Annotated in this window: 21 protein-coding genes and 5 tRNA genes; all 26 read right to left on the bottom strand. The window is 63.9% G+C overall.

Features of this window, described 5'->3' with window-relative positions:
• Window positions 1-22: 22 nt before the first annotated feature.
• Window positions 23-2,140 (bottom strand): elongation factor G, encoded by a 2,118-nt coding sequence (fusA, locus tag RKE25_RS06850; protein ID WP_311841498.1) that lies wholly within the window; start codon window positions 2,138-2,140, stop codon window positions 23-25.
• Between the two features lie 27 nt (window positions 2,141-2,167).
• Window positions 2,168-2,635, bottom strand: coding sequence for a 30S ribosomal protein S7 (gene rpsG, locus RKE25_RS06845; RefSeq protein ID WP_311841497.1), 468 nt, complete (start codon window positions 2,633-2,635; stop codon window positions 2,168-2,170).
• Window positions 2,636-2,655: 20 nt separating this feature from the next.
• Window positions 2,656-3,030 carry a 30S ribosomal protein S12 gene (gene rpsL, locus RKE25_RS06840; protein ID WP_311841496.1) on the bottom strand — a complete coding sequence of 125 codons (375 nt, stop codon included), beginning with the start codon at window positions 3,028-3,030 and terminating at the stop codon, window positions 2,656-2,658.
• 180 nt (window positions 3,031-3,210) lie between these two features.
• Entirely contained in the window at window positions 3,211-7,425 is a 4,215-nt protein-coding gene (gene rpoC, locus RKE25_RS06835; protein WP_311841495.1) for a DNA-directed RNA polymerase subunit beta', read from the bottom strand.
• Between the two features lie 25 nt (window positions 7,426-7,450).
• On the bottom strand, window positions 7,451-11,611 hold the full coding sequence (gene rpoB / locus RKE25_RS06830) for a DNA-directed RNA polymerase subunit beta (protein ID WP_311841494.1): 4,161 nt from the start codon (window positions 11,609-11,611) through the stop codon (window positions 7,451-7,453).
• Window positions 11,612-11,847: 236 nt separating this feature from the next.
• Window positions 11,848-12,219: a 50S ribosomal protein L7/L12 gene (gene rplL, locus RKE25_RS06825; RefSeq protein ID WP_311841493.1), complete on the bottom strand. Its 372-nt coding sequence runs from the start codon at window positions 12,217-12,219 to the stop codon at window positions 11,848-11,850.
• A 53-nt stretch (window positions 12,220-12,272) separates the two neighbouring features.
• Window positions 12,273-12,797 (bottom strand): 50S ribosomal protein L10, encoded by a 525-nt coding sequence (rplJ, locus tag RKE25_RS06820; protein WP_311842351.1) that lies wholly within the window; start codon window positions 12,795-12,797, stop codon window positions 12,273-12,275.
• Between the two features lie 337 nt (window positions 12,798-13,134).
• The gene (gene rplA / locus RKE25_RS06815) at window positions 13,135-13,842 is read right to left on the bottom strand and encodes a 50S ribosomal protein L1 (protein WP_311841492.1); all 708 of its coding nucleotides are present in this window, start codon (window positions 13,840-13,842) and stop codon (window positions 13,135-13,137) included.
• A gap of 3 nt (window positions 13,843-13,845) precedes the next feature.
• Complete coding sequence (gene rplK, locus RKE25_RS06810) at window positions 13,846-14,274, bottom strand: 50S ribosomal protein L11 (protein WP_115480003.1); 429 nt, start codon at window positions 14,272-14,274, stop codon at window positions 13,846-13,848.
• Between the two features lie 181 nt (window positions 14,275-14,455).
• The gene (gene nusG / locus RKE25_RS06805; protein ID WP_311841491.1) at window positions 14,456-15,016 is read right to left on the bottom strand and encodes a transcription termination/antitermination protein NusG; all 561 of its coding nucleotides are present in this window, start codon (window positions 15,014-15,016) and stop codon (window positions 14,456-14,458) included.
• Between the two features lie 10 nt (window positions 15,017-15,026).
• Complete coding sequence (secE, locus tag RKE25_RS06800) at window positions 15,027-15,437, bottom strand: preprotein translocase subunit SecE (protein WP_311841490.1); 411 nt, start codon at window positions 15,435-15,437, stop codon at window positions 15,027-15,029.
• A gap of 82 nt (window positions 15,438-15,519) precedes the next feature.
• Window positions 15,520-15,595 (bottom strand) — tRNA-Trp (locus RKE25_RS06795).
• Between the two features lie 128 nt (window positions 15,596-15,723).
• Window positions 15,724-16,914, bottom strand: coding sequence for an elongation factor Tu (tuf, locus tag RKE25_RS06790; protein WP_311841489.1), 1,191 nt, complete (start codon window positions 16,912-16,914; stop codon window positions 15,724-15,726).
• 68 nt (window positions 16,915-16,982) lie between these two features.
• Window positions 16,983-17,058, bottom strand: a tRNA-Thr gene (locus tag RKE25_RS06785).
• 24 nt (window positions 17,059-17,082) lie between these two features.
• A tRNA-Gly gene (locus tag RKE25_RS06780) sits at window positions 17,083-17,156 on the bottom strand.
• Between the two features lie 17 nt (window positions 17,157-17,173).
• Window positions 17,174-17,259: transfer RNA gene (locus RKE25_RS06775), tRNA-Tyr, on the bottom strand.
• A gap of 105 nt (window positions 17,260-17,364) precedes the next feature.
• Complete coding sequence (locus RKE25_RS06770) at window positions 17,365-17,853, bottom strand: acyl-CoA thioesterase (RefSeq protein WP_311841488.1); 489 nt, start codon at window positions 17,851-17,853, stop codon at window positions 17,365-17,367.
• A 15-nt stretch (window positions 17,854-17,868) separates the two neighbouring features.
• The gene (locus tag RKE25_RS06765) at window positions 17,869-18,222 is read right to left on the bottom strand and encodes a GNAT family N-acetyltransferase (protein WP_343215237.1); all 354 of its coding nucleotides are present in this window, start codon (window positions 18,220-18,222) and stop codon (window positions 17,869-17,871) included.
• Window positions 18,223-18,520: 298 nt separating this feature from the next.
• A complete protein-coding gene (ychF, locus tag RKE25_RS06760) occupies window positions 18,521-19,612 on the bottom strand; it encodes a redox-regulated ATPase YchF (protein WP_311841486.1) in 1,092 nt (363 codons plus the stop codon).
• A 64-nt stretch (window positions 19,613-19,676) separates the two neighbouring features.
• Window positions 19,677-20,258, bottom strand: coding sequence for an aminoacyl-tRNA hydrolase (gene pth / locus RKE25_RS06755; RefSeq protein ID WP_311841485.1), 582 nt, complete (start codon window positions 20,256-20,258; stop codon window positions 19,677-19,679).
• Between the two features lie 60 nt (window positions 20,259-20,318).
• A complete protein-coding gene (locus RKE25_RS06750; RefSeq protein WP_311841484.1) occupies window positions 20,319-20,969 on the bottom strand; it encodes a 50S ribosomal protein L25/general stress protein Ctc in 651 nt (216 codons plus the stop codon).
• A gap of 177 nt (window positions 20,970-21,146) precedes the next feature.
• Entirely contained in the window at window positions 21,147-22,085 is a 939-nt protein-coding gene (locus tag RKE25_RS06745; RefSeq protein ID WP_311842350.1) for a ribose-phosphate diphosphokinase, read from the bottom strand.
• A 55-nt stretch (window positions 22,086-22,140) separates the two neighbouring features.
• A tRNA-Gln gene (locus RKE25_RS06740) sits at window positions 22,141-22,217 on the bottom strand.
• Window positions 22,218-22,276: 59 nt separating this feature from the next.
• Window positions 22,277-23,659, bottom strand: coding sequence for a 4-(cytidine 5'-diphospho)-2-C-methyl-D-erythritol kinase (ispE, locus tag RKE25_RS06735; protein WP_311841483.1), 1,383 nt, complete (start codon window positions 23,657-23,659; stop codon window positions 22,277-22,279).
• A 69-nt stretch (window positions 23,660-23,728) separates the two neighbouring features.
• Complete coding sequence (gene lolB, locus RKE25_RS06730; protein ID WP_311841482.1) at window positions 23,729-24,337, bottom strand: lipoprotein insertase outer membrane protein LolB; 609 nt, start codon at window positions 24,335-24,337, stop codon at window positions 23,729-23,731.
• Entirely contained in the window at window positions 24,334-26,073 is a 1,740-nt protein-coding gene (locus RKE25_RS06725; protein ID WP_311841481.1) for a tetratricopeptide repeat protein, read from the bottom strand. Before RKE25_RS06725 ends, lolB begins: the two co-directional genes overlap by 4 nt.
• Window positions 26,074-26,140 lie beyond the last annotated feature (67 nt).

Here is a 26,140-nt window from a genome sequence, read left to right as displayed (position 1 = left end):
GTTGTAAAGGAGGAAGACCTTATCAGGCCTTCTTGATGACCTGCTCGGCGATGTTGTTCGGCGCCTCAGCGTAGTGGTCGAACTCCATCGTGAACGTTGCGCGACCCTGGGTCAGCGAGCGAATAGTGGTCGCATAGCCGAACATCTCGCCAAGCGGCACCATCGCATTAATGGTCTTGCCCGACGGCGTGTCGTCCTGGCCCTGCAACAGACCACGACGGCGACTCAGATCGCCCATGACGTCACCGACATAGTCTTCCGGCGTCACCACCTCGACCTTCATGATCGGCTCGAGCAGAACAGGATCTGCTTTGCGGAAGCCTTCCTTGAAGCCCATCGAAGCAGCAATCTTGAACGCCGTTTCGGAGGAGTCAACGTCATGGTACGAACCGAACACCAGCTTGCACTTGATGCCCACGACCGGGAAGCCGGCGAGCGGGCCGCTCGTGATGGTCTCACGCAAGCCCTTCTCGACCGCCGGAATGAATTCCTTTGGAATAACGCCGCCGGTAATTTCGTTGACAAAGAGGAAATCGTCCTTGACGTTGGAGTCTTTCTTATCCTCCTCGGTCATCGGCGACAGCTCGAGCACGACGTGGCCATACTGGCCCTTACCGCCCGACTGCTTGGCATGCTTGTAATCGGACTTCACGTCGCTCTTGCGGATCGTCTCGCGATAGGCGACCTGCGGCTTGCCGACGTTGGCTTCGACGTTGAACTCACGCCTCATGCGGTCAACGATGATGTCCAGATGCAGCTCACCCATGCCGGAGATGATCGTCTGACCAGACTCTTCATCGGTACGCACCCGGAAAGACGGATCCTCGGCAGCTAGACGACCCAGCGCGATACCCATCTTTTCCTGGTCGGACTTGGTCTTCGGCTCGACGGCCATCGAAATCACCGGCTCCGGGAACGTCATGCGCTCCAGGGTGATCACGTGGTCCTGCGAGCACAGCGTATCGCCCGTCGTCACATCCTTCAGGCCGACCGCTGCGGCGATATCGCCGGCGCGAACTTCCTTGATTTCCTGACGCTCGTTCGCGTGCATCTGCAGGATACGGCCGATACGCTCCTTGCGTGACTTGACCGGGTTATACACCTGGTCACCAGCATTGAGCGTCCCCGAGTAGACGCGGAAAAACGTAAGCGAGCCGACGAACGGATCGGTCATGATCTTGAACGCCAGCGCGGAGAACGGCGCGTTGTCATCGGCGTTGCGAGTCGCTTCCTTCTCGTCCTCATCCACGCCGGCAACCGGGGGACGATCAGCCGGCGACGGCAGCAAGTTCACCACCGCGTCGAGCATCGCCTGGACGCCCTTATTCTTGAACGCCGTACCGCAATAGACCGGGATGATCTCACTGGACAGCGTACGCGCACGCAGACCACCGACAATTTCTTCCTCGGAGAGGTCGCCCTCCTCCAAGTACTTATTCATCAGATCTTCGGTCGCCTCTGCAGCCGCCTCGACCATGAAGCTACGGGCCTCATCAGCCTTGTCCTTCAGGTTTGCGGGGATGTCCTGGTATTCAAACTTCATGCCCTGGGACTCCATGTCCCAGACGATGGACTTCATCTTGAGCAGGTCGATCACGCCCTCGAAGTTGTCCTCGGCGCCGATCGGCACCTGCATCGGCACCGGGTTCGCACCCAGGCGCGCCTTCAGCTGCTCGACCACCTTGTAGAAATTGGCACCCGTGCGATCCATCTTGTTGACGAACGCAAGGCGCGGCACATGGTACTTGTTGGCCTGGCGCCAAACGGTTTCCGACTGCGGCTGCACACCACCCACGGCACAAAGCACGAACACGGCACCATCGAGCACGCGCAACGAACGCTCCACCTCGATGGTGAAGTCTACGTGCCCAGGGGTATCGATGATATTGAAGCGATGCTCAGGCAGAGACCGATCCATACCCTTCCAGAACGCCGTCGTCGCCGCCGACGTAATGGTGATACCGCGCTCCTGCTCCTGCTCCATCCAGTCCATGGTTGCCGCACCGTCATGCACCTCGCCAATCTTGTGACTGACGCCGGTGTAGAACAGGATGCGCTCCGTGGTGGTGGTCTTACCGGCATCGATGTGGGCCATGATGCCGAAGTTGCGGTAGCGCTCGATGGGGGTGGTGCGTGCCACGGTAGTAACCTCGAATCTGTACTTTGCTTACCAGCGGTAGTGCGAGAAGGCCTTGTTAGCCTCTGCCATACGATGCGTCTCTTCGCGCTTCTTGATCGCGCCACCGCGATTCTCGGAAGCCTCGAGCAGCTCGGCGGCCAGCTTGCGCGGCATCGAGGTCTCGCCACGCTTGCGGGCGGACTCGATGGCCCAGCGCATGGCCAGCGCCATACGACGACCGGCGCGAACTTCGACCGGCACCTGGTAAGTGGCACCACCCACGCGGCGGGACTTCACTTCGACCGCAGGGGCGATGTTATTCAGCGCCTTTTCGACCAGAGCCACCGGCTCGGCGTGCTTCTCGCCGAGGTGGTCAAGTGCACCGTAGACGATGCTTTCGGCCACGGACTTCTTGCCGCTCTTCATCACCATGTTGATGAAACGGGCGATCAGCTGGCTGCCGTGCTTCGGGTCCGGCAGGACCAGGCGGGCGGGATGGGAACCTTTACGCGACATATCTCGTGTCCTCTAACTTTTTAGCTCTTCGGGCGCTTGGCGCCGTACTTGGAGCGCGCCTGGCGGCGCTTGGTGACGCCGGCGCAGTCGAGGCTGCCGCGCACCGTGTGGTAACGCACGCCCGGCAGATCCTTCACACGGCCGCCGCGAATGAGCACCACCGAGTGCTCCTGCAGGTTGTGGCCTTCGCCACCGATGTAGCTGATGACCTCGTAACCGTTCGTGAGGCGCACCTTGGCAACCTTACGCAGGGCCGAGTTCGGCTTCTTCGGGGTGGTCGTGTAAACGCGCGTGCAGACGCCGCGACGCTGCGGGCTATTCTGCAGAGCCGGCGAAGCACTCTTATAGGTCTTCGGGCTGCGGGACTTGCGCACCAACTGGTTGATAGTCGACATGCGGTACTTTTCCTGAGAAACATAAAGGCAGACCGAACCAGCTCGGTCTGCCAAGAAGCGGGAATTTAACATGGGCAGCTTGCCACAGACAAGCTGACGCCCCTGCCATCCATGACTCGAACACGAGGCGCAATCCCTGCGCCTCATTTCGTATGTCAGCGAGCAAGTCCCTGACGGGGCTTACTCCACACCATTGTCGCTACCGACGGTGGCTTCCGCGAAGGAGACCGGGGACGCGGTGCCGGAAAGGGTTTCCAGCTCCGCGGCGGTCAGACCGCCTTGGCGACGACGCTGCGCGTGGTACGCCAGACCCGTACCTGCCGGGATGAGACGACCGACGATAACATTTTCCTTCAGGCCCCGCAAGGTGTCGCGCGTGCCACGGACGGCCGCTTCCGTAAGGACGCGGGTCGTCTCCTGGAACGAGGCCGCCGAGATGAAGGACTCAGTTGCCAACGATGCCTTGGTAATGCCGAGCAGCACCGACTGGAACTCCGTCGGACGCTCGCCGCGAGCCATGGCGCGCTCGTTTTCCGCACTGATACGGACACGCTCGACTTGCTCTCCGCGGAGATAGTGACTCTCACCCGGCTCGGTGATTTCGACCTTACGCAGCATCTGACGAATGATCGTTTCGATGTGCTTGTCGTTGATCTTCACACCTTGCAGGCGATAGACGTCCTGGATTTCCTTGACCAGGTACGAGGCCAGCGGCTCAACACCCAGCAGGCGCAGGATGTCGTGCGGATTCGGCTCGCCGTCCACCACGGTTTCGCCCTTCTCCACGTGCTCGCCTTCGAACACGATGACCTGACGCCACTTGGGAATCAGCTCTTCGTGCTCGTTACCCTCGGAGTCCTTGATGATCAGGCGCTGCTTGCCCTTGGTGTCCTTGCCGAAGCTGACCACGCCGGAGCGCTCGGCCAAGATCGCCGGCTCCTTCGGCTTGCGGGCTTCGAACAGGTCGGCCACGCGGGGCAGACCACCCGTAATGTCGCGGGTCTTCGACGTTTCCTGCGGGATACGTGCCACCACGTCGCCCACGCCCACCTCGGCGCCGTTCTGGATCGACACGATCGCGCCGGCCGGCAGCATGTACTGCGCAGGCACGTCGGTGCCCGGCAGCTTGAGCTCGCGCCCCTTGCTGTCTTCCAGACGGACGATGGGACGCAGATCCTTCGCCGCGGTACCGCGACGCTTCGGATCCGTCACCACCGCCGATTCCAGACCGGTCAGCTCGTCGGTCTGGCTCTGCACGGTGACGCCATCGATAAAGTCGATGAAGCGCACGGTACCAGCCACTTCCGACACGATCGGATGGGTATGCGGATCCCAGTTAGCGACCGTCTGGCCAGCCTTGACCGGATCGCCGTCCTTGACGGTGATCGTGGCGCCGTACGGCACCTTGTAACGCTCACGCTCGCGGCCGTTGGCGTCGATGACCGAGACCTCGCCCGAACGCGACACCGCCACCAGGTGACCCTGGGCATGCTGCACGGTCTTGAGGTTGTTGAACTTCAGCGTGCCGGTGGTCTTCACCGTCACGTTGTCCACGGCAGCCGCTCGCGAAGCCGCGCCACCGATGTGGAACGTACGCATCGTCAGCTGGGTACCCGGCTCACCGATGGACTGCGCGGCAACCACACCCACGGCCTCGCCCATGTTGACCAGGTGACCACGGGCCAGGTCGCGTCCATAGCACAGCGCGCACACGCCATGGGAGGCCTGGCAGGTGATCGGCGAACGCACCTTGATCGACTGCACGCCGGCCTTGTCAAGCTTCTCGACCAGCGCCTCGTCCAGCAAGGTGTCGCGGGTAACGATCGGCTGATCGTCATCGCCGGGGGCATAAACGTCCTCGACCACTACACGGCCCAGCACACGATCACGCAGCGGCTCGACCACGTCGCCGCCCTCCACGATCGGTTGCATCATGACGCCCTCTTCCGTACCGCAGTCCATGGACGTGATCACCACGTCCTGGGCGACGTCGACAAGACGGCGGGTCAGGTAACCCGAGTTGGCAGTCTTCAGCGCCGTATCCGCCAAGCCCTTACGGGCGCCGTGCGTCGAGTTGAAGTACTGCAGCACGTTCAGGCCTTCGCGGAAGTTGGCCTTGATCGGCGTCTCGATGATCGAGCCGTCCGGGCGGGCCATCAGACCGCGCATACCGGCCAACTGACGGATCTGGGCGACCGAACCACGAGCGCCGGAGTCAGCCATGATGTACAGCGAGTTCATCGACTTCTGCGCGACAGTCTCGCCCTTGGCATTGGCGACCTTCTCGGTACCGATACCGTCGATCATCGCCTTGGCCACGAGCTCGTTGGTGCGCGACCAGATGTCGACCACCTTGTTGTAGCGCTCACCGGCGGTCACCAGGCCCGACTGGTACTGCTCCTGGATCTCGACGACTTCCTTCTCGGCCTCTTCCAGGATGCCCTTCTTCTCAGCCGGGATGATCATGTCATCGATGCCGATCGAGATACCGGCGCGGGTGGCGAAGCGGAAGCCGGTGTACATCAGCTTGTCCGCGAAGACCACGGTGTCCTTCAGGCCCAGCAGGCGGTAGCTGGAGTTGATCAGGCGCGAGATGGCCTTCTTGGTCAGCTCGGTGTTGGCCAGCGTGAACGGCAGCCCCTCGGGGAGAATCTCGGCCAGCAGCGCACGCCCCACGGTCGTATCGACCAGGGACAAGGAGCTGCTGCGCGTACCGTCCTCGGCAATATGCGCCTGCTTCATGCGCACCTTGACCTTCGCGTGCAGCTCGACTGCACGGTTGTCATAGGCGCGACGCACCTCGGAGATGCTGGAGAACACCATGCCGGTGCCCTTCGCATTCACGAGCTCGCGGGTCATGTAGTACAGGCCCAGCACCACGTCCTGGGTCGGCACGATGATCGGTTCACCGTTGGCAGGCGACAGGATGTTGTTCGACGACATCATCAAGGCACGGGCTTCCAGCTGTGCCTCGATGGACAGCGGGACGTGCACAGCCATCTGGTCACCGTCGAAGTCCGCGTTGAACGCGGTACAAACCAACGGATGCAGCTGAATCGCCTTGCCTTCGATCAGCACCGGCTCGAACGCCTGGATGCCCAGGCGGTGCAGCGTCGGCGCACGATTGAGCAGCACGGGATGCTCGCGGATCACGTCCTCGAGAATGTCCCACACCTGCGATTCTTCGCGCTCGACCAGCTTCTTGGCAGCCTTGATGGTGGTCGCTTCGCCGCGTGCCTGCAGCTTGGCGAAGATGAAGGGCTTGAACAGCTCAAGCGCCATCTTCTTGGGCAGGCCGCACTGATGCAGACGCAGCGTCGGGCCCACCACGATCACCGAACGACCGGAGTAGTCCACGCGCTTGCCGAGCAGGTTCTGGCGGAAGCGGCCCTGCTTGCCCTTGATCATGTCGGCCAGCGACTTCAGCGCGCGCTTGTTCGTGCCGGTAATGGCACGGCCGCGGCGGCCGTTGTCGAGCAGCGCATCGACCGACTCCTGCAGCATGCGCTTCTCGTTGCGCACGATAATGTCGGGCGCATTGAGCTCGAGCAGACGCTTCAGGCGGTTGTTACGGTTGATGACGCGGCGGTACAGGTCATTGAGGTCGGAGGTCGCGAAGCGGCCACCGTCCAGCGGGACCAGCGGGCGCAGGTCCGGCGGCAGCACGGGCAGCACAGTCAGCACCATCCACTCCGGACGGTTGCCAGACTCCAGGAACGCCTCGATCAGCTTCACGCGCTTGGTGAGGCGCTTGAGCTTGGTCTCGGAATTGGTAGAAGCGATCTCTTCCTTCAGACGCACCACTTCGCCCGGCAGGTCGAGCGACTTCAACAGCTCGTACACCGCCTCGGCGCCCATGCGCGCGTCGAACTCGTCGCCGTGCTCCTCAACCGCTTCGAGGTACTGGTCCTCGCTGAGCAGCTGGCCGCGCTCCAGCGCGGTCAGGCCCGGGTCGATCACCACGAAAGCCTCGAAATACAGGATGCGCTCGATGTCACGCAGCGTCATGTCCAGCATCAGGCCGATGCGGGACGGCAGCGACTTGAGGAACCAGATATGCGCGGTCGGGCTAGCCAGTTCGATGTGGCCCATGCGCTCGCGGCGCACCTTGGCCAGCGTCACTTCCGTGCCGCACTTCTCGCAGACCACGCCGCGATGCTTCATGCGCTTGTACTTGCCGCACAGGCACTCGTAGTCCTTCACGGGACCGAAGATGGCGGCACAGAACAGGCCGTCGCGCTCCGGCTTGAAGGTGCGGTAGTTGATGGTCTCGGGCTTCTTGACCTCACCGTACGACCAGGAACGGATCAGCTCCGGCGACGCCAACGCGATCTTGATCGAATCGAAGTCCGGCGTCGTGCGCTGCTGGTTGAACAGATTGAGCAAATCTTTCATTGCATAAGCTCCTGTAACCCGTGGGTTACTTGATCTCTTCCAGGTCGATGTCGATACCGAGCGAGCGGATTTCCTTCACGAGCACGTTGAAGGACTCCGGCATGCCCGCCGCCATCTCGTGGTTGCCGTCGACGATGTTCTTGTACATCTGATTACGGCCCTGCACGTCGTCGGACTTCACCGTCAACATTTCCTGCAGGGTGTAAGCCGCGCCGTAGGCCTCGAGCGCCCAGACTTCCATTTCGCCGAAACGCTGACCGCCGAACTGCGCCTTGCCGCCCAGCGGCTGCTGGGTGACGAGCGAGTAAGGACCCGTGGAGCGCGCGTGCATCTTGTCGTCGACCAGGTGGTTCAGCTTCAGGTAGTGCATATAGCCCACGGTCACCGGGCGATCGAATGCTTCGCCGGTACGGCCGTCGAACAGCGTGGTCTGGCCCGACTCGGGCAGATCCGCAAGCCGCAGCATTGCCTTCAGCTCAGCCTCTTCCGCGCCGTCGAACACCGGCGTAGCCATGGGCACGCCTTCCTGCAGATTGTTCGCCAGGGTGAGGATTTCCTCGTCCGTCAGCGACTTGAGGTCAACGTGCTGTACGGCGCCAGCGACATGATGGTTGTAGATCTGGTCGAGGAACTCGCGGATCTGCGCCACCTTGGCCTGAGCTTCGAGCATCTTCTGGATCTTCTTGCCCAGGCCCTTTGCAGCCCAGCCAAGGTGCACTTCCAGAATCTGACCGATGTTCATACGCGACGGTACGCCCAGCGGGTTCAGCACGATGTCGACCGAGGTGCCGTCCGCCATGAACGGCATGTCTTCGACCGGCACCACGTTGGACACTACACCCTTGTTACCGTGACGGCCGGCCATCTTGTCGCCCGGCTGGATGCGACGCTTCACGGCCAGGAAGACCTTGACCATCTTCAGCACGCCCGGCGCGAGGTCGTCACCCTGGGTGATCTTGCCCTGCTTCTCCTTGAAGCGCTTGTCGAACTCTTCCTTGTGGCGCTTGATCTGATCAGCCGCGCGCTCGAGGAACTCAGTGACGTCCTCGTCCTTGACGTTGATCTTGAACCAGTCGTCCTTCTTGAGCCCATCGAGATAGGCGTCGTTGATCTCCGTACCGCGCTTGAGACCGCCCGGGCCGCTGTTGGCGACTTTGCCGACCAGCTGCGTACGCATACGGTTGTAGATGGCGCCTTCCAGGATGCGGAACTGGTCATCAAGGTCCTTGCGGATCCGCTTGACTTCCATTTCTTCGATCTGCTTGGCGCGCTTGTCTTTCTCGATACCGTCGCGGGTGAAGACCTGCACGTCGATGACCGTGCCGTCCATGCCAGGCGGCACGCGCAGCGAGCTGTCCTTAACGTCCGACGCCTTCTCGCCGAAGATCGCGCGCAGCAGCTTTTCTTCCGGCGTCAGCTGGCTTTCGCCCTTCGGCGTGACCTTGCCGACCAGGATGTCGCCAGCCTTCACCTCGGCGCCGATGTACACGATGCCGGACTCGTCCAGGCGCGCCAGCGCCTGCTCGCCCACGTTCGGGATGTCCGCCGTGATTTCCTCGGCGCCCAGCTTCGTGTCGCGCGCAATGCAGGCCAGCTCCTCGATATGGATCGAGGTGTAGCGATCTTCCTGAACGACACGCTCGGAGAGCAGGATCGAGTCTTCGAAGTTGTAGCCGTTCCACGGCATGAAGGCGATCAGCATGTTCTGGCCGAGCGCGAGCTCGCCCAGGTCGGTCGACGAACCGTCGGCCAGCGTGTCGCCCTTCGCCACCACGTCGCCGACGTTCACCAGCGGGCGCTGGTTGAGGTTGGTGTTCTGGTTGGAGCGCGTGTACTTGGTCAGCGTGTAGATGTCGACGCCGGCATCGTTGTCACCGACTTCCTTCTCGTTTACGCGCACCACGATACGGCCGGCATCAACCTGATCGATCACGCCACCGCGCTTGGCCGTGACGATGACGCCCGAGTCACGCGCCACAGCGCGCTCGATGCCAGTGCCCACCAGCGGCGTCTGCGAGCGCAGCGTCGGCACCGCCTGGCGCTGCATGTTCGCGCCCATCAGCGCGCGGTTCGCATCATCGTGCTCGAGGAACGGCACCAGCGCCGCCGCGACCGACACGGTCTGCATCGGCGAGACGTCCATGTAGCCGATGTCCGAGGCAGGGCGCAGCTCGGATTCGCCACGGAAGCGGCACGACACGAAATCTTCGACGAAGCTGCCGTCCTTGTTGAGCGGCGAGTTCGCCTGGGCGATCACATGGTCGCCCTCCTCGATCGCCGACAAGTAGTCCACCTTGTCGGTGACCTTGCCGTTCTCGACCTTGCGGTACGGCGTCTCGAGGAAGCCGTACTCGTTGGTGCGGGCGTACACGGCCAGCGAGTTGATCAGACCGATGTTCGGACCTTCCGGCGTTTCGATGGTGCAGACGCGACCGTAATGCGTCGGGTGCACGTCGCGGACTTCGAAGCCCGCGCGCTCGCGCGTCAGACCGCCCGGCCCCAGGGCCGAGACGCGGCGCTTGTGAGTCACTTCGGACAGCGGATTGTTCTGATCCATGAACTGGCTGAGCTGCGAAGATCCGAAGAACTCCTTCACCGCAGCCGCCACGGGCTTGGCGTTGATCAGTTCCTGCGGAGTCAACCCTTCGGACTCGGCGAGCGACAGACGTTCGCGCACTGCGCGCTCGACGCGCACGAGGCCGATGCGGAAGGTGTTCTCCGCCATTTCGCCCACCGAACGCACGCGGCGATTGCCGAGGTGGTCGATGTCGTCCACGGTGCCATGGCCGTTCTTGATATCGATCAGCACCTTCAGCACGTCCAGGATGTCGGAGCTGTCACCCTGCGACTGCACCAGAGCCTGGGCTTCCTCTTCCTTGCGCTCGCCGAAGTACTTGAAGTCGTACAGCACGCCCGGGCCGACGATTTCCTTGCGGCCCACGCGGCGATTGAACTTCATACGGCCGACCGCCGACAGGTCGTAACGGTCGAAAGTGAAGAACAGGTTATAGAACAAGTTCTGCGCCGCGTCCTTCGTCGGCGGCTCGCCCGGGCGCATCATGCGGTAGATTTCCACCAGCGCTTCGAGCTGCGTCTTGGTGTTGTCGATGCGCAGGGTGTGCGAGATGTACGCACCGCGATCCAGATCGTTCACGTACAGCGTCGGCACCGTCTCGATGCCCGCCTTGCGGAAGTTCTCCAGCTGCTCTGCGGTGATCTCGTCATTGGCGGAAGCAAGCAGCTCGCCCGTCTTCGAATCGACGATGTCCACGGCCAGGATACGGCCGACCGGATAGTCATCCGGCACTTCGAGCGCCGTGATGTTCTCGGCCGCCAGCTGGCGCACATGGCGTGCGGTGATGCGCTTGCCAGCCTCGACCAGCACCTTGTCGCCCACGACCAGGTCAAAGGTCAGCGTCTCGCCGCGAAGGCGCTCAGCGACCAGCTCCAGCGTGGTGCCGCCCTTCTTGCCCAGATGGAACACATTGTGCTCGAAGAAGATGCTCAGCATCTCCTCGTTCGTGTAACCGAGCGCGCGCAGCAGTACCGTCACCGGCAGCTTGCGGCGACGGTCGATACGGGTGTACAGCGCGTCCTTCGGGTCGAACTCGAAGTCCAGCCACGAACCACGGTAGGGAATCACGCGGGCGGAGAACAGCAGCTTGCCTGAGCTGTGCGTCTTGCCGCGATCATGGTCGAAGAACACGCCCGGCGAACGATGCAGCTGGGAAACGATAACGCGTTCGGTGCCGTTGATGATGAAGGTGCCGGTCTCGGTCATGAGCGGAATCTCGCCCATGTAGACCTCCTGCTCCTTCACATACTTGACGGCCTTCTTGGAAGCCGGGCTGTCCTTGTCATAGATGACCAGGCGCACGGTCACGCGCAACGGCGCGCCGAAGGTCATGCCGCGGTTGCGGCATTCGCGCTCATCGAACGCGGGTTCGCCCAGACGATAGTCGACGTACTCCAGCGCCGCGTTGCCGGAATAGCTGACGATCGGAAAGACCGACTTCAGCGCGGCGTGCAGACCCTTATCGTCGCGCTGCTTCGGAGCGACGAATTCCTGGAGGAACTCTCGATAGGAATCGGTCTGGATGGTCAGCAGGTTCGGCACGCCCAGTACAGGGGGACGCTTGCCGAAATCCTTGCGGATGCGCTTCTTCTCGGTAAACGAGTAGGTCATGGTGGGTACCGCCTCGGTTCGCAGTGACGCCGGTGGTGCACACACCGGCTGAATGGAAAATGCTTGGATTCAAGGAATCGAGGATAGAGATTCGTCAAAGCGGCACAGCAGCCCGGTTTTCCGACTCTCCATGCTCCATTCCTCTCCCTCGCCTGCTAAAGCAGGCAAAGCCCGGGAGCTTTCGCTCCCAGGCTTGCTTGACGCTAGGTCAAACTGACGGCGCGCAAGAGCGCCGATTACTTCAGTTCGACCGTGGCGCCGACGGCTTCCAGATCCTTCTTGAACTTCTCGGCGTCGTCCTTCGAGACCTGCTCCTTCAGAACGCCACCGGCCTCGGTGAGGTCCTTGGCTTCCTTCAGGCCCAGGCCGGTGATCGCGCGGACAGCCTTGATCACGTCGACCTTCTTCTCGCCGGCGCTCTTCAGGATGACGTCGAACTCGGTCTGCGCTTCGGCAGCCGGGCCAGCGGCGGCCGGGCCGGCGGCCATCATGACCGGGGCAGCGGCGGACACGCCAAACTTCTCTTCGATGGCCTTCACCAGCTCCATCACTTCCATGAGCGACTTGGCGGCGACGGCTTCAACGATCTGTTCGTTGGTCAGGGACATGTTGATTTACCTCTGGAAATAGATTCAGTGTGAAAAAGCGTCGAACTGGGCGATCAAGCTTCGGCCGGAGCCGGGGCCGCCGCTTCGCCGCCACCCTGCTTGTCGGCCACGGCCTTGACAGCACGGGCGAACATGGCGGCGGGCTCGGCCAGCACACGGGCCAGCATGGCGAGAGCTTCTTCGCGAGTCGGAAGCGAGGCCAGCACGTCCACGTGGGCGGCCGGAAACAGCTTGCCTTCCACGGAGACCACCTTGGCCTTGAGCTTCTCGTTGCTCTTGGCGAATTCCTTGATCAGGCGCCCGGCAGCACCGGGCTCCTCGGTCGAGAACGCATACAGCAGCGGACCGGTCAGGGCGTCCTTGACGACCTCGAACTCAGTACCAGCCACGGCTCGCGAAGCGAGCGTGTTCTTGACGACCTTCAGATACACGCCGGTTTCGCGGGCCTTCTTGCGCATCGCGGTCATCTGTTCGACCGTGGTGCCCGCGTACTCGGCGGCGACCAAGGAGTGAGCCTTCGCGGCGATCTCTGCCAGTTCGGCGACTACTTCTTGCTTCTGAGACAGATTGAGAGCCATTGCACTCCTCCAATTGAACTCCGCTTGCGGCTCCTGCCGCCGGCGGTCCTGGGCGACGCCGTCCTTGACGTCGGGGGCCGGAAAGCCCCGGGTGTTGGCCATTCCAGAACAGAATCATTCCAGAAGGCAGCACCATCTACGCAGGCCAGATTCGCCAGGAACCCGATTAAGCGACCCCGCTAGCGACGACGGCGGTTCCTTGCCAATACGAGCTCCCTGCTCGTCGTCGTCGCGCGCTGATTGCGCCTGCGGTCTTTGACGGCGGCAACCGATCGTCGACCGATGCCTGCCCTCAAAAACATGCCCGTGCCGGACGTACCGGCACGGGACTAATGACTTACTTGGCCGAGGCCGCCAGGGAGGCGGTATCGACCGGAACGCCCACGCCCATGGTGCTGGACAGGGCGACCTTCTGCAGATACTGGCCCTTCGCCGTGGCCGGCTTGGCCTTCAGCAGGTCGGCGATCAACGCATTGAGGTTGTCGGCGAGCTGCGCGGCCTCGAAGTTGGCCTTGCCAATGGTGGCGTGGATGATGCCCGCCTTGTCGTTGCGGAACTTCACCTGGCCCGCCTTGGCGTTCTTCACCGCGGTAACGACGTCGGCCGTGACCGAGCCGTCCTTCGGATTCGGCATCAGGCCACGGGGGCCAAGCAGCTGACCCAGCTTACCGACCACGCGCATGGCGTCCGGCGTGGCGATCACACGACCGAAGTCGAGTTCACCCGCCTGCATGCGCTCGGCCAGGTCGTCCATGCCGACGGCATCGGCGCCGGCAGCCTTGGCGGCTTCAGCCTTCTCACCGGCGGGCACGAACACGGCGACCTTGATGGTCTTGCCGGTGCCATGCGGCAGCAGCGAGGAGCCGCGCACACCCTGGTCGGACTTCTTCGCATCGATGCCCAGACGCACCGCCACGTCCACCGACTCGGCGAACTTGGCCTTGGCGTTGTCCTTGACGATCTTCAGGGCTTCTTCCAGGCCATACACTTTGCCCGGCTGCACTGCCGCCTGGGCGGCCTTCATACGCTTCGTGAGCTTTGCCATGTCTTAGCCCTCCACCACCAGGCCCATGCTGCGCGCGCTACCGGCAATGGTGCGCACCGCAGCGTCCAGATCAGCAGCCGTCAGATCCGGCTCCTTCTGCTTCGCAACGTCTTCCAGCTGCTTGCGGGTGATCTTGCCGACCTTGTCGGTGTTCGGCTTGGACGAACCCTTGGCGACACCCGTGACCTTCTTGATGAGCACGGAGGCCGGCGGGGTCTTGGTGATAAAGGTGAAGCTACGGTCCGAATAAGCCGTGATGATCACGGGAATCGGCAGACCCGGCTCCATCTTCTGCGTGGCGGCATTGAACGCCTTGCAGAATTCCATGATATTCAGGCCGCGCTGACCGAGGGCGGGGCCCACCGGCGGCGACGGGTTGGCCTGGCCGGCCTTGACCTGCAGCTTGATATAACCGACGACTTTCTTTGCCATTGGATTTTCCTCGCGAGTTCGAGCGCCTTGCGGCTCCTCGCAGTGCACGTTCCATGGATGTGGGGAAGCCCGCGCTCCAGCGGACCCTGAAAAACGGACACGCCGAGCCAGACGCCCGGCGTGAACCGCATAGTTTAAGGAGCGATCAAATTTTAAGCAAGCCCCGTGCCGGGGCCAGGGATCAGGCCTTCTCGACCTGTCCGAATTCCAGCTCGACCGGGGTCGAGCGACCGAAGATCAGGACCGCGACGCGCAGCCGGCTCTTCTCGTAGTTGACTTCCTCGACCACGCCGTTGAAGTCGTTAAACGGACCGTCAGTGACGCGAACCATTTCACCCGGCTCAAACAGAACTTTGGGCTTCGGCTTCTCCACACCCTCGCGGACGCGGCTAAGAATGGCATCGGCTTCGCTGTCGCGGATGGGCAAGGGACGATCGGCCGTACCGCCGATAAAGCCCATGACCTTGGGCGTCTCCTTCACGAGATGCCAGCACTCGTCGTCGATGCGAGGTGCCTTGCCCTCGGTATCGGTCTCGATCTGGACCAGCACGTAGCCGGGGAAGAACTTGCGATCGCTGCGGCGCTTCTGTCCACCGCGCATTTCGATCACTTCCTCGGTAGGCACCAACACCTCGCCGAACTTCTCTTCCATACCGGCTCGCTGGATGCGCTCGACGAGCGACTTGCGAACCTGATTTTCGAAGCCCGAATAGGCGTGTACTACATACCAACGCTTGCTCATGCCCTTGACCTCACGAACCTAGCTTGAGCAGCCAGTCGAGCACGACCGACTTGAGGATGAGATCGATCACGCCAAGCAGCAGCGAAAGAACGATCACCACGACGATGATGATGCCGGTGGTCTTCAGCGTCTCATCACGCGCCGGCCAGACCACCTTGCGCATTTCGAACTGAGACTCGCCCAGGAAACTGCGCACCCGGCGCCCCAGGGCGGTCGTCGCCGCGATGGCCAGCGCCACCACGAGAGCGACCAGCACGCCGATCAGGCGGACCGAGGAAGGGACGTTAGCGTCGTTGCTGAACCAGGAATAGGCGAAAACGCCACCAACCAGCACCAGCGCGGCCAGCACCAGTTTGGCGATGTCGGCGGCACCCGCCTCCTTGACGTTGGCACCCTTGGGCTGTTCTGCCTTGGTATTCATGCGCAGCGATCGGATAGGAGCAGACAACCGGGCCCCGAAGCCCCCGTTGTCACTCGCCACCCGTCTTAGGTCCTCGGGAAGGTGGCACGCCAGGAGGGACTCGAACCCCCAACCTGCGGTTTTGGAGACCGCTGCTCTGCCAATTGAGCTACTGGCGTACGTTTGATGAAATCGATGAAGCCGCACGCTTGCGTGCCGCGAGATGACGCCTTCGCATCACGAGAGGAAGGAATCCCTCCTCCCATATCCCGCAGCCCGCGCAGCGGGCGACTTCCAATCGTACTACTTACTTGGTGATCTTGGCGACGACGCCGGCACCGACGGTGCGGCCACCTTCGCGGATCGCGAAGCGCAGGCCGTCCGTCATCGCGATCGGCGCGATCAGGGTGACCTTCATCTTCACGTTGTCACCCGGCATCACCATCTCCACGCCTTCCGGCAGCTCGATCGCGCCGGTCACGTCGGTGGTGCGGAAGTAGAACTGCGGGCGGTAACCCTTGAAGAACGGCGTATGACGGCCACCCTCGTCCTTCGACAGCACGTACACCTCGGCCTCGAACTCCGTGTGCGGCGTGATCGAACCCGGCTTGGCCAGCACCTGGCCACGCTCCACGTCGTCACGCTTCGTGCCGCGCAGCAGCAGACCCACGTTGTCGCCCGCCTGGCCCTGATCCAGCAGCTTGCGGAACATCTCCACGCCGGTCACGGTCGTCTTGGTCGTCGGACGGATACCGACGATCTCGATTTCCTCGCCCACCTTGATGATGCCCGTCTCCACGCGACCGGTCACCACCGTGCCACGGCCCGAGATCGAGAACACGTCTTCCACCGGCATCAGGAACGGCTTGTCCAGCGTACGCACCGGCTCCGGAATGTACGTGTCCAGCGCTTCCACCAGCTTGATGATCGCCGGCACGCCAATGTCCGACTGGTCGCCTTCCAGCGCCGCACGCGCCGAACCCACGATGATCGGGGTGTCGTCGCCCGGGAACTCGTACTTCGACAGCAGCTCGCGCACTTCCATCTCGACCAGCTCGAGCAGCTCCTTGTCGTCCACCATGTCCGCCTTGTTCAGGAAGACCACGATGTACGGCACGCCGACCTGGCGCGACAGCAGGATGTGTTCACGCGTCTGCGGCATCGGGCCGTCAGCGGCCGAGCACACCAGAATCGCGCCGTCCATCTGCGCCGCACCCGTGATCATGTTCTTCACGTAGTCGGCGTGGCCCGGGCAGTCCACGTGCGCGTAATGGCGCGTCGGCGATTCGTATTCCACGTGCGCCGTCGAGATCGTGATGCCACGTGCCTTCTCTTCCGGCGCCGCGTCAATCGCGTCGTACGCCTTGAACTCGCCGCCGAAACGCTCAGCACCCACCTTCGTCAGCGCCGCCGTCAGCGTCGTCTTGCCGTGGTCCACGTGGCCAATCGTGCCCACGTTGACGTGCGGCTTGGTGCGTTCGAACTTACCCTTTGCCATACGCGCTAAACCCCGATGGAGTCAGATAAAGAAAAAAAGGAAGGCGATAACCGCGGAGACCAGCGAAGTGGTGCTCATGACTGGAATCGAACCAGCGACCTCTTCCTTACCAAGGAAGTGCTCTACCGACTGAGCTACATGAGCACGAATCACCCAGAACGAGATCAATGGAGCGGGAGACGGGAATCGAACCCGCACCATCAGCTTGGAAGGCTGAGGTTCTACCATTGAACTACTCCCGCCCTGCGCGGAACTCGTCTGGTGGAGGGAGGTGGATTCGAACCACCGAAGGCGTAAGCCAGCAGATTTACAGTCTGCCCCCGTTGGCCGCTTGGGTATCCCTCCAACAAAGAACGGCTATTGTGTGTATCAGGCCTCGATCTGTCAACACCTGAACACCGAAAATCTACGCATCGAAAGCGCGCATTTTACGCTATGGCGCGAGAGCGCTCAGGCATCCGAAACATGTCCGGCGTCGATGAGCTGCTCCATCTCCTTGGATAGATCCATCAATCGCTTTGCCTGAGCCTGAAGCTGGCGTTCTGCGTCGTTGCGGGGTTCCCATGTGGGCACGGGCGTGGGCTTGCCGTCCGGGCTATCCAGGGCCACGAACACCATCACGCAACTCGTTGCCAGGCGATGCTCCCCCTTGCGCAGGTCGCGCGCCAGGACGTCGACCGCCATGTGCATGCTCGAACGTCCCGTATGAATCAGGCGCGCGCGCACCGTCACCAGGTCGCCGATGAGGATCGGCGCGACGAACTGGATGCCGCTTACCGACGCGGTAACGCAATACGCTCCGCTCCAAGCCACGGCGCAGGCATAGCCCGCCTGATCGATCCATTTCATCGCCATACCGCCGTGGACCTTGCCGCCGAAATTCACATCGGTCGGCTGGGCGAGGAAACGGAAGTTCACTTCGTGCTGCAGGCCTGGCATGGGCACTCCGACGGTTCAGGGGCGCTCATTATGCCCACTCCGGCGCCAGTGCCGGCTGCCACCTCGCGTAAACACCATAGGTGTGGTCAGCATGCCGCCAGGCGAGGGACGCTCGGCACCGACGGGCGAAAAGCCAAGTTGCAGGTAGATGGGTACGGCGCACCGCGACGCGTTCAAGGTAAAGCGCCGGGTTCCCGCACGCCGCACGGCGTCGCGCATGGCGCACATCCAAAGCCTGCGCCCAATGCCCTGCCCCTGATGTCGCGTCCCGACAAAAAGCTGGACGAGATGGCAGTCATCCCGCATGGCGGCAACGCCGACCAGCGTCATCCCCATATAGGCCAGATGAAAGCGCTGTCCCTCCTCCATTCGCGCACGAATTGCCCGAGCGCCGAGCCTTTTCAGCAACGCCCGTCCGGCTGACTGGGGCTGGTCCGGCAGCACCCATCGACGCGCCACCCGCCTGACCAGCACCCCGATAGCCGCAGCGTCCTGGGGACGCCCCAACCGCAAGCGCAGCGCACCAGCCCTTCCGGACATTTGCCCACCCCTCTCCGCACATGGAGCCGCAGTCTGCCACCGCGAGGTGCCCTGTCGGCAGGCACAAAAAAGCGGCGGCTACCCGTCGGTGCCGCCGCCCCTGAGCCAGCCCAGCCAGCTGGCCGCGTCAGACGTTAAACAGGAAGTGCAGCACATCGCCATCCTTGACGATGTAATCCTTACCTTCCTTGCGGAGCCGGCCGGCAGCCGCGGCGCCCGCCTCGCCCTTGTACTGGATGAAATCGTCGTAGGAGACGGTTTCGGCACGAATGAATCCGCGCTCGAAGTCGGTATGGATCACACCAGCCGCCTGCGGCGCCGTGAAGCCGCGCTTGATCGTCCACGCACGGACTTCCTTCACACCCGCCGTGAAATAGGTCTGCAGATTGAGCAGCTTGTAGCCCGCTCGGATCACCCGGTTCAGGCCCGGCTCTTCCAGCCCCAGATCCTTCAGGAATTCGTCGCGGTCGGCGTCGTCGAGCTGCGAGAGCTCCTCTTCGATGGCCGCACAGACCGGCACGACCTCCGCACCTTCATCCATCGCGCGAGCCCGCACGGCGTCCAGGTGCGGGTTGTTCTCGAAGCCGTCTTCGCGAACGTTCGCGATGTACATCAGCGGCTTGAGGGTGAGCAGGAACAGGTCGCGCACCAGCGCCTTCTCCTCCTCGTCCAGCCCCAGGCTGCGTGCGGTCTTGCCCTCATTGAGGCCAGCGGCAAGCTTCTGCAGCACCGGCTTCTTGGCCAGCGCCTCTTTGTCGTTCGCCTTGGCAGCGCGCTCGGCGCGGTTCAGCGCCTTTTCCACCGAATCCAGGTCGGCCAGGGCTAGCTCGGTGTCGATGGTGTCGATGTCGGCGATCGGATCGACCTTGCCTGCCACGTGCACGATGTCGCTGTGCTCGAAGCAGCGCACCACGTGGGCGATCGCATCGACCTCGCGGATGTGCGCGAGGAACTTGTTACCCAACCCCTCGCCCTTCGAAGCGCCCGCGACCAGGCCCGCGATATCCACGAACTCCACCGCCGTGGGAATGACCTTCTGCGGATTGACGATGTCCGACAGCGCCTGCAGGCGCTGGTCCGGCACCGGCACGACGCCCACGTTCGGCTCGATGGTGCAGAACGGGAAGTTGGCAGCGGCGATGCCCGCCTTGGTCAGCGCGTTGAACAGGGTGGACTTGCCGACGTTAGGCAGGCCGACGATGCCGCATTTGATGCCCATGGAAGATCCGCGATTGGGGAATGGAAACGGGAGATTGTAAGGCCTGGAGCCAGGCCCTGCGGCCTTACCTGGCCGGCGTATGCAACTGTTGCATGGCCTTGTCGAACTGGCCGGACACGGCCAGCGGCAGCACGTCCAGCGCGCGCCCGACGCCGTCCAGGATGGCATCCTCGTCCTTGGCGGACGGGCGACCGAGCACCCAGGGCGTCACCTTGTCCTTGTGCCCCGGGTGGCCGATGCCGACGCGCAGGCGGTGGAACTTGGCATGCCCGAGGTGGGCAATGATGTCGCGCAGGCCGTTCTGTCCGCCATGGCCGCCGTCGAACTTCAGCCGCACGATGCCGGGATCCAGGTCCAGCTCGTCGTGGGCGACCAGGCATTCGGCCGGCTCGATCTTGTAGTAGCGCAGCGCCGAAGCCACGGCGATGCCGCTCTTGTTCATGAAGGTGGCAGGCTTGAGCAGCCATACCGGCTCGCCGCCGATGCGCACCTTGCAGGTTTCGCCGTGCAGCTTGCCGTCGAAGCCCCAGCGCTCGCCTTGCGCCGCTGCCAGGGCGTCAACAAACCAGAACCCGGCGTTGTGCCGGGTTCGGAGATATTCGGCACCAGGGTTACCCAGTCCGACAATGAGGCGCAGACCCGCCATGGATAGCCGGCAAGCACGCGGCGTCCGCCCGCACCGGGAAGGCGCGGGCGGACGTGCGACTTACTTCTTGGCGTCCTTGCTGGCCTCGGCCGGGGCGGCCTCGCCTTCGGCCGGAGCCTCTTCGACTTCTTCCTTCACCGTGTTGGCAGTGACCACGGCGATGTCGTGATCGGCACCCAGGTGCAGGGCCGGGATTTCCACGCCCTTCGGCAGCTTCAGCTGCGACAGGTGCACGATCTCGCCCGGCTTCAGTGCAGCCAGGTCGAGCTCGATGAACTCCGGCAGGTCCTTCGGCAGGCAGGACACTTCCACTTCGGTCAGGTTGTGCGAGATCACCACGCCGGAGGTCTTGCCGGCCGGGGACTTCTCCTGGTTCAGGAAGTGCAGCGGAACGTTGACGCGAACGGCCTCGTTCTCATTGATGCGCAGGAAGTCCATGTGCAGCATCTGCTGCTTGAACGGATGCTTCTGCCAATCGCGCACCAGCACCTTCTGCACCTTGCCATCGATGTTCAAGTCGAGCACCGAGGAGAAGAACCACTCGTTCTTGGCGGCAAGCAGGATGGTGTTGTGGAAGATCTGGATGCTCTGCGGGGGCTGGCCCGCGCCGTAGACGACGGCCGGCACGAAGTCCGCACGACGCAGGCGGCGGCTCGCACCTTTCCCCTCGTCCTTGCGGCTCTCGGCCTTGATTTCATGAATCTGTGCCATGTTGGCGATTCCTACTTCAGGTTGTGATCCGCCTCGCGGCGGCTGGGTTGACTCCCTCGCGACCAAGGGAGCCGGAAACTTTCGAGTGAATAGGGAATAGGGAATAGGGAATAGGGAATCGAGGTTGCGCTTTGGCTTGTCCGATTCTCTATTTCTCTGTCCCCGATCCCCGTCCAATCAATCCACGTAAAGCGAGCTGACCGATTCGCCGAACGCGATGCGGCGGATGGTCTCCGCCAGCAGCTCGGCCACCGACAGCTGGCGGATCTTGGCGCAGGCCTGGGCTTCCGGGCGCAGCGGCAAGGTGTTGGTGACGACCAGCTGGTCGAGCTGGGAGCCTTCGATGTTGCTGATGGCGGCGCCGGACAGCACCGGATGCACGCAGTACGCCACCACCTTGCGCGCGCCGCGCTCCTTGAGCGCTGCCGCAGCGGCGCACAGGGTGCCGGCGGTATCGACAATGTCATCGACCAGCACGCAGGTCTTGCCATCGACGTCGCCGATGATGTTCATCACCGTGGCCACGTTGGCCTTCGGGCGGCGCTTGTCGATGATCGCCAGGTCCGCATCGTCCAGCCGCTTGGCCAGCGCGCGGGCGCGCACCACGCCGCCGACGTCCGGGCTCACCACAATCAGGTTGTCCATCGAGTGGTTGCGCCAGATGTCCGCCAGCAGCAGCGGCGAGGCATAGACGTTGTCCACCGGAATGTCGAAGAAGCCTTGGATCTGGTCCGCGTGCAGGTCCACCGTGAGCACGCGGTCCACGCCGATGGTGCCGATCATCTTGGCGACCATCTTGGCCGTGATCGGCACACGCGCCGAACGCGGGCGACGATCCTGCCGGGCGTAGCCGAAGTAAGGCATCACCGCCGTCACGCTGGCCGCCGAGGCGCGCTTGAGCGCGTCCACCAGGGTCAGCAGCTCGAACAGGTTCTCCGCGCTCGGCGCGCCCGTCGGCTGGATCACGAACACTTCCTGCCGACGGACGTTCTCCTCGATCTCGATCTGCGTCTCGCCGTCGCTGAAGCGACCGACCAGCGCCTTGCCTAGCGGCACGCCCAGCCGCTGGGCCACATCTTCGGCCAAGGCGCGATGCGCGTTACCGGTGAAGAGCATCGGGGTGGACGTGTCCACGGTCATTGCGGTGAGCCTTTGGCCATCTCGTTATCAATGGCTGGGGCGGTAGGATTCGAACCTACGCATGCGGGAATCAAAATCCCGTGCCTTAACCAGCTTGGCGACGCCCCAGTGTGTTCTTTGGCTCCGACCGGCCGCTTTCGCCGCCGCACGGAATCCGACCTTCCGGCTCAGGCGCCGCCGCGGTGGCGCGCCAGTGCCTCCTGCAACGGGGAAAGCGCCACGCCGGCGGCCACACAGGCCGTGAATTCCGGCGGGCACTGCTCGGCTACGGCTTCCGCGCGGTCCGGCGACCGTGTTTCGAGGAACACGCAACCGCCGCTGCCGGAAAGCCTCGCCTGGCCGAACCGACCGAGCCAATCCAACGCTGCAGCGACCCGTGGATGGCGCGTGCGTACGACCGGCTCGAAGACGTTTTCGGCTGTTTCGCCCGAAGCAAAGGACGAAATTGTGGCTGGCGGAGCATTTCGTGTCAATTCAGACGCTTGAAAAAGCGCCGCGGTAGGCACGTGCTCGTGCGGATCCACTACCACGTACCAACGCCTAGGTAACGCGATCGGCTGCAGCCGCTCCCCCACGCCTTCGGCCCAGGCCGAGCGTCCCCGGACGAACACCGGGACATCCGCGCCAAGGCGCCGCCCCAGCTCGGCCAGCTCGTCCTCCGGCAGGCCCGTACCCCAGAGGTGGTCGAGCGCCACCAGCACCGAGGCCGCATCCGAGCTGCCGCCACCCAGGCCGCCGCCCATGGGGATGCGCTTCTCCACCTCGATGTCCACGCCGGCGCCCGCCGGCGCATGCGGCTGTAGCAGGCGCGCGGCGCGAACGACCAGGTCGGCCTCCTCCGGCACGCCCGGCACCTCGGTCGGCCGGCGGATCTCGCCGTCATTCCGGACCCGCAACCGGATCTCGTCGCCCCAATCGAGCAGCCGGAAGACCGTCTGCAGCTCGTGATATCCGTCCGGGCGCCGCCCGGTGATGCGCAGGAACAGGTTCAACTTGGCCGGCGCCGGCCAGACCGTCCAGTCCGCTGCGCCGGGCGGCGGCAACGGGCGGCTCATGAATACCCGCAGGTCGTCGGGAAAGCCGTTCTCCCGATCGCGATCGCGTGCGAAGGCGAAAGCCGGCTCGCGCTTGTCCACCTCAACGAAGCCATGCTTCGCATAGAACGGCGCATTCCAGGGCACATCGCCCAGGGTACCCAGCGTGATCCGCCGGTAGCCCGCGGCACGGGCCCAGGCGCAGGCGTGCTCCAGCAGCGCCGCGCCGATGCCCCTGCGCCCCCAGGCCGGCAGCACGTCGATCTCCGCCACCCCGATGTCGACGCCGCTCTCGGTGTCCAGCCACACGAAACCCACTGGCGCCCCGGAGGCGTCATCGCATGCCACCCAGACCAGCCCGCGCTCGATGCCCATCCGCACCGCCTCAGGCGGCATGGTCACCCGGGCATAGAACGGCCAGGCGCGGTGCCCCCGGAACAGCTCCATGGCGGCGCGCTCGATGGCGCAGAGCGCCTCGGCCTGCCCGGGTTCGGCGCGGGCGATGTGATAGCTCATGTCGGTTCCGGCTGGCAGCCGTGCGGCCGCGGGGCGGCAAAGCCTACCCCAAGCAGCCGCGGCGGGATTTCACTGGAACGCCCAAGACTCGATCGACAACCGCACCCGGTACGGCGGCTTCTCTGCGAAGACCTTCTTGGGAACAGGCGGCTGCCGGACGGCATCCCACTCGCGGTAATCGACGCTCCAGCCGTCCTGCTGCAGCAGCGACGGCAAGCGATCCGCGCCGAAGCTGAGTTCGGCCGGGCCGCCATCGGCGCGCAGGCCCAGCACCCAGGCGCGCAGATCGCGCAGCGGCACCTCCCAACCCAATGCCTTCGACATCAGGGATTCGGCATCCGGCCCGCGCAGCGGCCCGCCGTCCAACCCTTCCAGCAACGCGCCTTCCGGCCCGCCGCTCAGCCGGAAGCTCTTGCCGACCACCGGCGAACGAACGGTGAACTCGTAGCGCTCGCCATCCTGGGACCAGTTGAGCGTGCCACTGCCGCCGTCCTTGCCGTCGGACACCCCGAGCTTGCCTTGCAGGACCCAGTGATCGGCGCCCGACAGCAGGCGTTCCCGGGCTTCCTGCTCCTGCAGGAGTGCGGCATCGCCCTTGACCCGGACCACCGGCGCAGGCACGCAGGCGGCAAGCAGCAGCGGCAAGGCCGCCGCGAGGATGCGCAGACATGCCTTCATGGACTCAACCGCTTCAGCGTGTCGCGGAGCGTTTCGCTCTGGGGATCGATACGGCGCACCTCGTCGAACAGGCGCTTCGCGTCGGCCTGGCGGCCCTGCTTCCACAGCACCTCGCCAAGGTGGACGCCGACGTCGGCGTCCTTGCGCGTCTGCCAGGCGGCGCGCAGCGTTTGCTCCGCCTGATCGAGGTGGCCCAATCGATACTGCAGCCAGCCCCAGGAGTCGGCGATGGCCGGGTCGTCCGGCTTGGCCGCGCGCGCCGTCTGGATCAGGCGCTCCGCCTCGGGAAGGTCGCGATTGGCATCGGCCAGCGTGTAGCCCAGGGCATTGGTGGCATCGATATCGTCCGGCTTGATCTGCAACAGGCGACGGAAGTCGGCCACTGCCTTGTCGATCTGGCCGGTTTCGGCATACGCCAGGCCGCGTCCGTACAGCAGCTGCGGATCGTCCGGCACCACCTGGAGAGCTCGACTGAACGCGGCCTCGGCCTGAGCGAACTTCTGCTCGTTCATGTACAGGCTGGCATCGACCTCATAGGCGCGGCGCAGCTGCGCCGGCTGATCGAGGTAATCGGTCTGCATCTGCGACAGCAGTTCGTGCGACTCCGGCGTGCGCCCCATCTTGTGCAGCAACACGGCACTGCGCAGGTCGGCATCGAAGGCATGCTCGTCTTCGTCGGCCACCTGGCTGTACCAGTCCAGGGCCTCGTCGTCCTTGTCGAGCATCTCGGCCAGCGTGCCCAGGAGGAACGCATTGGAGTCGCGCACGTCATGCGGCGCGCGCTGCAGTTGGGCGTAGATGCGGCCGATCGCCTTGGTGTCGTTGGCGCGCGCGGCCAGGGTCGCGCGCAGGCTGTAGGTGTCCGCGTTCTGCGGACCGCCGTCGAGCACCTTGGACGCGGCCGCGTAATCGCCGGTCTGCCCCAGCAGCGTCGCGTACGCCAGCCGCAACCCGACATTCTTCGGCTCGCGCCCGAGCGCCTTCTGGAACAGGGCCTGCGCGCCGGCGCGGTCGCCGTTGCGGTACTTCAACTGGCCGGCCCAAGCGTAGGTTTCTGCGCTGTTAAAGCGCTTGATCGCCGCATCGGCCAGCTGCTGCGCATAAGCATGCCGGCCCAGTTTGTCGCCCAGTTCGCTCATGGCCAGCCAGGCCTGCGGATCGGCCGGCAGGCGTTGCGGCGTGGCCAGCGATTCGAGCAGTTGCGCGGCCACGGCCGAGTCGCGGCTGCCCAGCAGGGCGCGGCCGAACTGGCGCCAGGCATCGGGGTCGCCGCTGGACACGAGCTTTTCGAGCTGCCTGCGGGCTTCCTCGGTATTGCCCTGGTCCAGGGCCACCTGGGCCCGGGCCATGGCGAGGTCGGCCGGCTTGGCGCCGAGCTGCTGCCAGCGCTCGATGGCCTGGTCCGCGAGCTGACTATCGTGCAGGGCGGTCGCGAGCTCAGCGGCCTGCCCGGCGACGCGGGGGTCGGCACTGAGACGCATGGCCTTGCCATAGGCTTCGGCCGCGGCCTTGAGGTCGCTGCGCGCGATCGCCATCTCTCCGGCCAGCAGTTGGGCCGTCAGGTCGTGGTCCGCATCCGGCGTGACCACGGTCAGGTGGTCCAGGGGCTGCGCCGGCGCCGGCTTGGCGGCCTCGCGTCCCGGGGTCACGGTGGCACAGCCGGCGACTGTCGCCAGAACCACCCCATAAACCGCAAAATGCCGCAGTTGCTTGAACTTGGCCAACCTGCTCAGCACACTATTCTCCGTTCATCCGTCATTTACAGCCGTCGTCGCCTGGGGAACGGCCGGTGCCGCGGCTAGT

The organism is Dyella sp. BiH032, from assembly GCF_031954525.1.
GTDB lineage: Bacteria > Pseudomonadota > Gammaproteobacteria > Xanthomonadales > Rhodanobacteraceae > Dyella_D.
Note: the sequence above shows the minus strand (reverse complement) of the source record. Positions and strands in the feature narration are given on the sequence as shown.

Bases quoted from the DNA above. Each gene is read 5' to 3' on its own strand.
- ychF (WP_311841486.1), bottom strand. From the start codon at position 19,612: ATGGGCATCAAATGCGGCATCGTCGGCCTGCCTAACGTCGGCAAGTCC.
- RKE25_RS06745 (WP_311842350.1), bottom strand. From the start codon at position 22,085: ATGCTCTTCACCGGTAACGCGCATCGCGCCTTGGCCGAAGATGTGGCC.
- rpsG (WP_311841497.1), bottom strand. From the start codon at position 2,635: ATGTCGCGTAAAGGTTCCCATCCCGCCCGCCTGGTCCTGCCGGACCCG.
- rpoB (WP_311841494.1), bottom strand. From the start codon at position 11,611: ATGACCTACTCGTTTACCGAGAAGAAGCGCATCCGCAAGGATTTCGGC.
- rpsL (WP_311841496.1), bottom strand. From the start codon at position 3,030: ATGTCGACTATCAACCAGTTGGTGCGCAAGTCCCGCAGCCCGAAGACC.
- ispE (WP_311841483.1), bottom strand. From the start codon at position 23,659: ATGAGCTATCACATCGCCCGCGCCGAACCCGGGCAGGCCGAGGCGCTC.
- tuf (WP_311841489.1), bottom strand. From the start codon at position 16,914: ATGGCAAAGGGTAAGTTCGAACGCACCAAGCCGCACGTCAACGTGGGC.
- rplL (WP_311841493.1), bottom strand. From the start codon at position 12,219: ATGTCCCTGACCAACGAACAGATCGTTGAAGCCGTCGCCGCCAAGTCG.
- nusG (WP_311841491.1), bottom strand. From the start codon at position 15,016: ATGAGCAAGCGTTGGTATGTAGTACACGCCTATTCGGGCTTCGAAAAT.
- rplK (WP_115480003.1), bottom strand. From the start codon at position 14,274: ATGGCAAAGAAAGTCGTCGGTTATATCAAGCTGCAGGTCAAGGCCGGC.
- lolB (WP_311841482.1), bottom strand. From the start codon at position 24,337: ATGAAGGCATGTCTGCGCATCCTCGCGGCGGCCTTGCCGCTGCTGCTT.
- RKE25_RS06770 (WP_311841488.1), bottom strand. From the start codon at position 17,853: ATGCCAGGCCTGCAGCACGAAGTGAACTTCCGTTTCCTCGCCCAGCCG.
- rplJ (WP_311842351.1), bottom strand. From the start codon at position 12,797: ATGGCTCTCAATCTGTCTCAGAAGCAAGAAGTAGTCGCCGAACTGGCA.
- secE (WP_311841490.1), bottom strand. From the start codon at position 15,437: ATGAATACCAAGGCAGAACAGCCCAAGGGTGCCAACGTCAAGGAGGCG.
- rplA (WP_311841492.1), bottom strand. From the start codon at position 13,842: ATGGCAAAGCTCACGAAGCGTATGAAGGCCGCCCAGGCGGCAGTGCAG.
- pth (WP_311841485.1), bottom strand. From the start codon at position 20,258: ATGGCGGGTCTGCGCCTCATTGTCGGACTGGGTAACCCTGGTGCCGAA.
- RKE25_RS06765 (WP_343215237.1), bottom strand. From the start codon at position 18,222: ATGGAGGAGGGACAGCGCTTTCATCTGGCCTATATGGGGATGACGCTG.
- rpoC (WP_311841495.1), bottom strand. From the start codon at position 7,425: ATGAAAGATTTGCTCAATCTGTTCAACCAGCAGCGCACGACGCCGGAC.
- RKE25_RS06750 (WP_311841484.1), bottom strand. From the start codon at position 20,969: ATGGCACAGATTCATGAAATCAAGGCCGAGAGCCGCAAGGACGAGGGG.